Source organism: Noviherbaspirillum sp. (genome assembly GCF_036846085.1).
Taxonomy (GTDB): Bacteria; Pseudomonadota; Gammaproteobacteria; order Burkholderiales; family Burkholderiaceae_D; genus Noviherbaspirillum.
The window spans coordinates 1-5814 of sequence record NZ_DAIUCO010000303.1 but is presented as its reverse complement, the minus strand read 5'-3'; the positions used below and the strand labels follow the sequence as shown (position 1 = coordinate 5814).

Sequence of the window (5814 nt, the reverse complement as noted above, 5' to 3'; positions counted from 1 at the left end):
TTTTTATTGTTCACTGAAATGCTCTCCGTCTCTGTTATTGAATTGCAGCTGACTTGTTCTTGTCGAAGCAATGCATGACCCGGGTGCCGCTCTGGATCACCTCGACGCAATCCCGTGCCGGGAGCGGCGCCGGCTTCCTGCGCTGGACCATGGGCGCCGCCACGGGGGTGGTGACCGCCATCGCGACGGGTGCGGGCTCCGGCTCCTTCTCGCCGAACAGCTGGCGCTTGGTGATGCCGGCCGTGGCAACGGTCTGCTTGTCCACCTGGTTGCGCAGGACCAGCGACAAGGTGCCGACACTGCGCGCAAGATCCAGCTTCTCGGAGTCTTTCAATGACAGCTCAAGCGTGACCGCGCTGACCACCTTCGGCTTGGTATCGTCGCGCCCCGCTTCCTGGGCGACCGCCAATACGAGGACGTTCTCAAGCACGGTTTTGCTTATCTGACGGTTTTCTTCACCCTGCCTGGTTTCCTGCTGGGCGTTGACCATGACGTCCACATAATTCCCGGGCAGCGCGAATCCAGCTACGCCCACCACATCGTTGACCCTGACCGTCATTGCCCGCTTTCCTTCCGCGATGACCGCCGACAGTCCACCCTTGGTGCCTGGTGGGGCAAGCTTGCCGTCCAGGACCGCTTCGCCGCGCAATACGCCCATCTTCACGACGCGATCGTGCAGATCCTTCGCATCCTTGAAGGTCCCCGCCGGTATGGATCCGCTCGGCCAGTCGACCGTAGTTAGCATCTGCGGCGTGATCTTGCTGCCGAGTTCGATGTCGACCGTCGCCACCACCACCTTGTTGGATGCGATCGTGCCTTGCTTTGACAGCCATCCCGCCGCATATACCGCGGCAACCAGTCCGATGACCATCGCCAGGAAAATCAATCCGATTGCTTTAACGTTTTTCATATCCGACCTTCATTTGCCAAGTTGAATCGCTTATGCAAAACCCAGATGCTTTGCCACGACGTACAGGATCGTCCCAATGCTGATGCTGACGCCATACGGCAGCTTTCCCACCGACGCGCGGGACGCGATGCGGCCATCGGGTGTGATGCCGGCCATCGCCGATATCACCATGGTCTCGGCGACTTCCTTGATGTTGCCCATCATGCGGCCGAAGGCCCGGTGAAAAAGCGCGAATGCCAGTGCGGCGACGCCGCCGACGATGAACGTGAATACGACCGCATAAAGGACGTCGGATAAACCGAGAAACGCGCCGACCATTGCCATCAGTTTTGCGTCGCCCGCGCCCATGACTTTGAAGACATACAAGGGCAACATGGTCGCCAGGCCGACGAGCAAGCCGCCGAAGGACCATAGAAAGCCGGCGTGGGGAAGCGCCGGATAAGCGGTGTTGTAAACGAGTGCGAAGATCACGCCTGTCAGCGTCAACCAGTTCGGAATGCGGTATGTGCGATAGTCCAGCACTGCGGCGAGCATAAGCAGGACAAAAAGCACCGCGGTACGCGGATCCATGATCAGCATGGCGAGCAGTTCAAGCAGGGAATCCAGTTCGTTCGTCATAACTAAGCCTGTATCGAAAATTGCACTCGCCTCAAACAGAGATGCTTACCCGCGTTAACACTTCAATCGCTTTTGCTCAACGCCAGCAGTACCAGTATTCCTACGACGACGACCAATAATCCGACAAGCGCATACTCCATGTTCGACTCGCCGGCCTCATCTTGCAGAAACAAGGTTGTTGCATGCGACTTGCCTTTTGTAAATCGCATACCTATCTCCGGGTGATAAAGCATTCGCTGTTCGGTCTGTTTCGAATGAAAGCAACGGCGTTGACGTTGAAAAAAGTATAGGTATGCGAAGATCCAGGCACATGAGCGCAACGTCCCGATCGAAGCAGGACATACCAACCGTTTTGGCACGGAACTCATAGGACAAACCAACTAGGCGCCGCAAAGCTTGCGCTGTGGAAGCAAGGAGCCTATCGAAGGGAAAACGGACGATTCGTGGCCTGCAAACGACCCGAACCCATTGAATTAAGTTGCACCAGGGAAGTGAGGAAGACCGGGGATTCCCGGGCCGGGAAGATTTACGGAAAGAAATGGCGTTATTCCTGCATTGGAAAGGAATCGCCGGAAGCGCTGCATCATTGACTGCTGCGATTATCGGGACGGACGCTTTGGGGCATGTGCACCGCTCAATTCTCGATACGGTTGTCCGGATTTACGGCCATCAGTACCACCCGCTCAATGTCAGAACATTCTGTCAGTGCATTTTTTGTCCTTCATAGGCCATGAATAGCGCCTGGTGTCCAGACAGCGACATGTCTCCGGGCCGACGATAGTAATCTTCGACCCAGGCAAGCAGAAAAATTAACTTCCGGTTCTGCTCCTCGAGGCAGCCGTATTTGTGCGGTTCCCACGGCCTGGGCCAGCAGCTCGAAACGCATTGTTCCAGGCCGGGATCCAGGAACAACAAAAAAGGTTTGTATTCAAGAGCTGAAGCAATCAGATCTGCGTAACAGCCTTCGACAATCCAGCGCGGATGCTGCGAGCAGAACGTGATGGCATCCGCACGGGCCAGCAAAGGGTCGCGTTGTTCGGCTATTTTCCCCGGCTCCCATGCGATGTTATCCAGGTCGAGTATGGGCGCATCGATCGCTCCGGCCAGGCGCTTTCCCAGCGTTGGCTTTCCCTAGCCCGAGTTGCCAATAATTGCAAATCGCATGATCCGCTTAGCCGCGTGCAGCACGCCAAAACAGCCAGGCCGAACCGCCGAACATCGCGATGAAGAAGGCATTGAGTATCAGGACTTCCGCTGGTCCGCTCCATGGAAGGCCCAAGCCCGCGATCACCGCAATCGCGGCGATCAATGCCTGAGCAAGTGCCGCCGCCGACAATGCACGCGCCATCCCGCGAGGCTGGAAGCGTGCGATCAAGGCGCCGATGATACCGATAGCGAGCACTCCGAAATACATCATGTTGGCGGGATCGCCATCCTTTCCGATGATGCCGACGCCGAGACTCAGCCAGACGAGCATCAATGCCGCCGCAAGCGCAATGCCGACGGCGGATCGGTATGCGACTGTGCTTCCTGGTGTTTGCATGATCATGTCTCCATGTGTGTCGGGGTATTCTCGCCTTTAATCCACATCGGGCCATGATGGATTCTTTGTGGATCAAAAAGGGATACGGTCCAGCGGTCGGCCCGACCGGCGGCGAGGACTTTTGTTTGCGGTCTCGAGTTAGCGATAGGTTCGAATGTTGAATCCTTCACTTTCCTGCGGCGCAATGAAAAGTGACGTGATGTATTCAAACTGCTCTACCGTCATTTCCATGGACCCTGGCGGCTTTTCCAGGTTGCGCTTCTTTAGTTGCTCGATGCAGCGCTCATTGGTCGTATCGACGAAGTGGAGGACATGTTCCGCGTTGGCCGATTCGAATATATCCCGTATCCAGGTTCTGGATGCCGGCACGTTGGCCGGAAAATCCAGCACGACCGATATGCCATTGCAAAGAAGCTCGGTTACCAGCGGCCCGATGACCAGCTTCAGCCTTTTGGAATACTTGAGATAGTCGTCGAAGTTTGCAATCTCGGTGGAGTACAACTGCTGCAGCCAGGCGTCTTCGCAAACGAGGATGGCATGGTGCTGGTCAGCCAGCTTCCTGGAAAGCGTTGTCTTCCCGGCCGCCATTTTTCCGCATAGGAAATGTAGTGTCGCCGACATGGTTTCACTCCTGTGATAACTGCCAATGCTTCGGTTCAGACCGCATTGGGCCTGAGTGAATGATCAAGTCTCTGGCTGGGCACGATGATACGCAACAAGAGCATTGGCATGGCCGTGGCCGATTTTATGCTCGGACTTGAGAAAGAAAACTTGCTCCATATGCTTTTTATCTTTCACCGAATCGAGGATTTTCAGCCAGTGCGTTACCGGTTTTCCATACGTTTTTTCGATGGAAGGAAAGTAGGAAGCTGGTCCCTTGACGTTTGTGTCCGTTGCCATGTCGGTTGTCTCGTCGTTGAAAACAAGTTGGACTTGTAGATTTTCCACCCTCGCTAGGATAAATGAAAAACATCCGCCGCAAGCGAACTTTCACCGACCTGGCGGCTCACGCACGCGGCGTCGTAGACTACCAGCAGGGATTTTGCCTTGCCGCCGTCGGACGAGTAGAGGCAGATGCCTTCCGCATGGTCGACACCCTGGCCGAACGGCACATCGATGACGCGTTTCACATCGTTTGTGTCCAGCATGCTTTCACCCTTCGGCTCGGTGCCGTCCACCCACCGAAAGACAGTCACCGGCCCATCGAGGTCCATTGTCGGCCCGGCCAGGATCAGCAGGTCGTCGCCTTGTACGCACAGGTCCCGGATGCCCAGCCCGCCAAGATTGAGAAAATGCTTGCGGTATCGACGGCCGTCCGGTCCGATCCGTTTGAGTTTTAGGACGGCGGGATCTTCCTTGTCCTCCTTCAGCGCCAGCTCCAGGATGATTGCCCAACCGCGCAGCACCGGTCCGCGCAAACCGATGAAGACACGCTTGCCCGCTACCGCGAGGCCCTCGATATCAAAGCCGTTGTCCTTGCCAGGAATCGACAGGAATGGTGCAAGGTGTTCGTCCTCCATGAGAACGTCCATCAGGTCGTTGCGTTCGCCCTTGGCGCGAAGCTGGGCGGCGCATTGCTTGTTTCCTTTGCGCACCGACTCCTTCATCAGCGTGAAGGTGCCGTTGCTTTCTGCAACCGGAATGCGGGCGAGCAGATAGCGATTGCCTTCCGCACACAACCGGGCCAGCTGCTTCTGCGCCTTCCTGACGCCCTCCTTCACCTCCGGCTTCCTGCGCTTGAGGCTGTGCGAGCCGACGAGCCAGAGATAGCCGTCGTCATAAGCCAGCCCTTCGATATCGACTTCCTGCAATTCGGCCGGATCGCCGGTGCGCGGCACCGGCAGCCGGAGGTAGTCGTCGAGCGGGAATTGCTTGTGGTCGCGGGCGTACCGGTATTCGCCACCGCCGTCTTCCTTGACCAGCGAAAGCCGTTCCAGGCTGATGGTTTCGTCGTTCGCGACCCAGAGGGTGTTCCCGATCTGCAATGCGACGGACAGCCCGTCGCGCATTTCCTTTCCCTTCCCGAGATCGTGACGTTCGGGGTGGAATTCCAGCAGAAGGATGCCGTTGGGCGTCATGGTTTTGCCTTTGCTTAGTGGGGCGATCCGCTCCATTGTGCACGTCAATGCCAGGATGCTTGCGGACGGAAATCAAAGGTTTCTTCCAAAACGCACCGAGCCGTCCGGCGCGGCAGTCCTGAGGAGCAGGATGTGCATGCAACCGGTTGCCTTGCGGCGGAATGGTGAATCGGAACTGAGCGGTAACGACTTCATGCACTGTCTTTCCGCCAGGATAATGTGCATCGGCCAGGGCGTTATTTCCCCTAGCTGCCGCGATAAGTGGAATAAGCCCAGGGAGACACCACCAGCGGCACATGGTAGTTCTGCTGCGGTTCGGCAATGCCGAACGCGATGCTGACGCGGTCAATGAAGCGCGGGGACGGCAGGGCGATACCCCTGGCGGCAAAGTAATCGCCGGCGGCGAATACCAGTTCATACATGCCCGGCTGCATTTCCGCGCCTTCGAGCAATGGCGCGGCGCAACGGCCGTCGGCGTTGGTAACGGCGGTTTTCAGCAAGGTCCTGCCGCCGGCGCCGATTCCGTAGAGTTCGATATGCACGCCGTCGCCCGGCTTGCCGTGCTGGATGTCGAGGACATGGGTTGTCAGCTTGGCCATGGAAGATCCTGTTTGCAATGGGAATGACCGCGTCATCTTAGCCCGGTGCAAGGCGTCACGTATACC

The 5814-nt window shown here is 57.2% G+C and carries 9 protein-coding genes; all 9 read right to left on the bottom strand.

Annotated features, from left to right (window positions below; genetic code table 11):
• Positions 1-34: 34 nt before the first annotated feature.
• Entirely contained in the window at positions 35-910 is an 876-nt protein-coding gene (cpaB, locus tag V7080_RS23130; RefSeq protein WP_334190737.1) for a Flp pilus assembly protein CpaB, read from the bottom strand.
• A 30-nt stretch (positions 911-940) separates the two neighbouring features.
• Positions 941-1528, bottom strand: a complete 588-nt coding sequence (locus tag V7080_RS23125) for an A24 family peptidase (RefSeq protein ID WP_334190736.1) — start codon at positions 1526-1528, stop codon at positions 941-943.
• A 62-nt stretch (positions 1529-1590) separates the two neighbouring features.
• The gene (locus V7080_RS23120; RefSeq protein ID WP_334190735.1) at positions 1591-1737 is read right to left on the bottom strand and encodes a hypothetical protein; all 147 of its coding nucleotides are present in this window, start codon (positions 1735-1737) and stop codon (positions 1591-1593) included.
• Between the two features lie 493 nt (positions 1738-2230).
• Positions 2231-2551 carry a hypothetical protein gene (locus V7080_RS23115; protein ID WP_334190734.1) on the bottom strand — a complete coding sequence of 107 codons (321 nt, stop codon included), beginning with the start codon at positions 2549-2551 and terminating at the stop codon, positions 2231-2233.
• Between the two features lie 148 nt (positions 2552-2699).
• A complete protein-coding gene (locus V7080_RS23110) occupies positions 2700-3071 on the bottom strand; it encodes a hypothetical protein (protein WP_334190733.1) in 372 nt (123 codons plus the stop codon).
• Between the two features lie 138 nt (positions 3072-3209).
• A complete protein-coding gene (locus V7080_RS23105; protein ID WP_334190732.1) occupies positions 3210-3692 on the bottom strand; it encodes an AAA family ATPase in 483 nt (160 codons plus the stop codon).
• A 63-nt stretch (positions 3693-3755) separates the two neighbouring features.
• On the bottom strand, positions 3756-3971 hold the full coding sequence (locus V7080_RS23100) for a DUF4287 domain-containing protein (RefSeq protein WP_334190731.1): 216 nt from the start codon (positions 3969-3971) through the stop codon (positions 3756-3758).
• A gap of 53 nt (positions 3972-4024) precedes the next feature.
• Positions 4025-5149, bottom strand: a complete 1125-nt coding sequence (locus tag V7080_RS23095) for a DUF3616 domain-containing protein (RefSeq protein WP_334190730.1) — start codon at positions 5147-5149, stop codon at positions 4025-4027.
• Between the two features lie 245 nt (positions 5150-5394).
• Positions 5395-5748 (bottom strand): hydroxyisourate hydrolase, encoded by a 354-nt coding sequence (gene uraH, locus V7080_RS23090; protein ID WP_334190729.1) that lies wholly within the window; start codon positions 5746-5748, stop codon positions 5395-5397.
• Positions 5749-5814 lie beyond the last annotated feature (66 nt).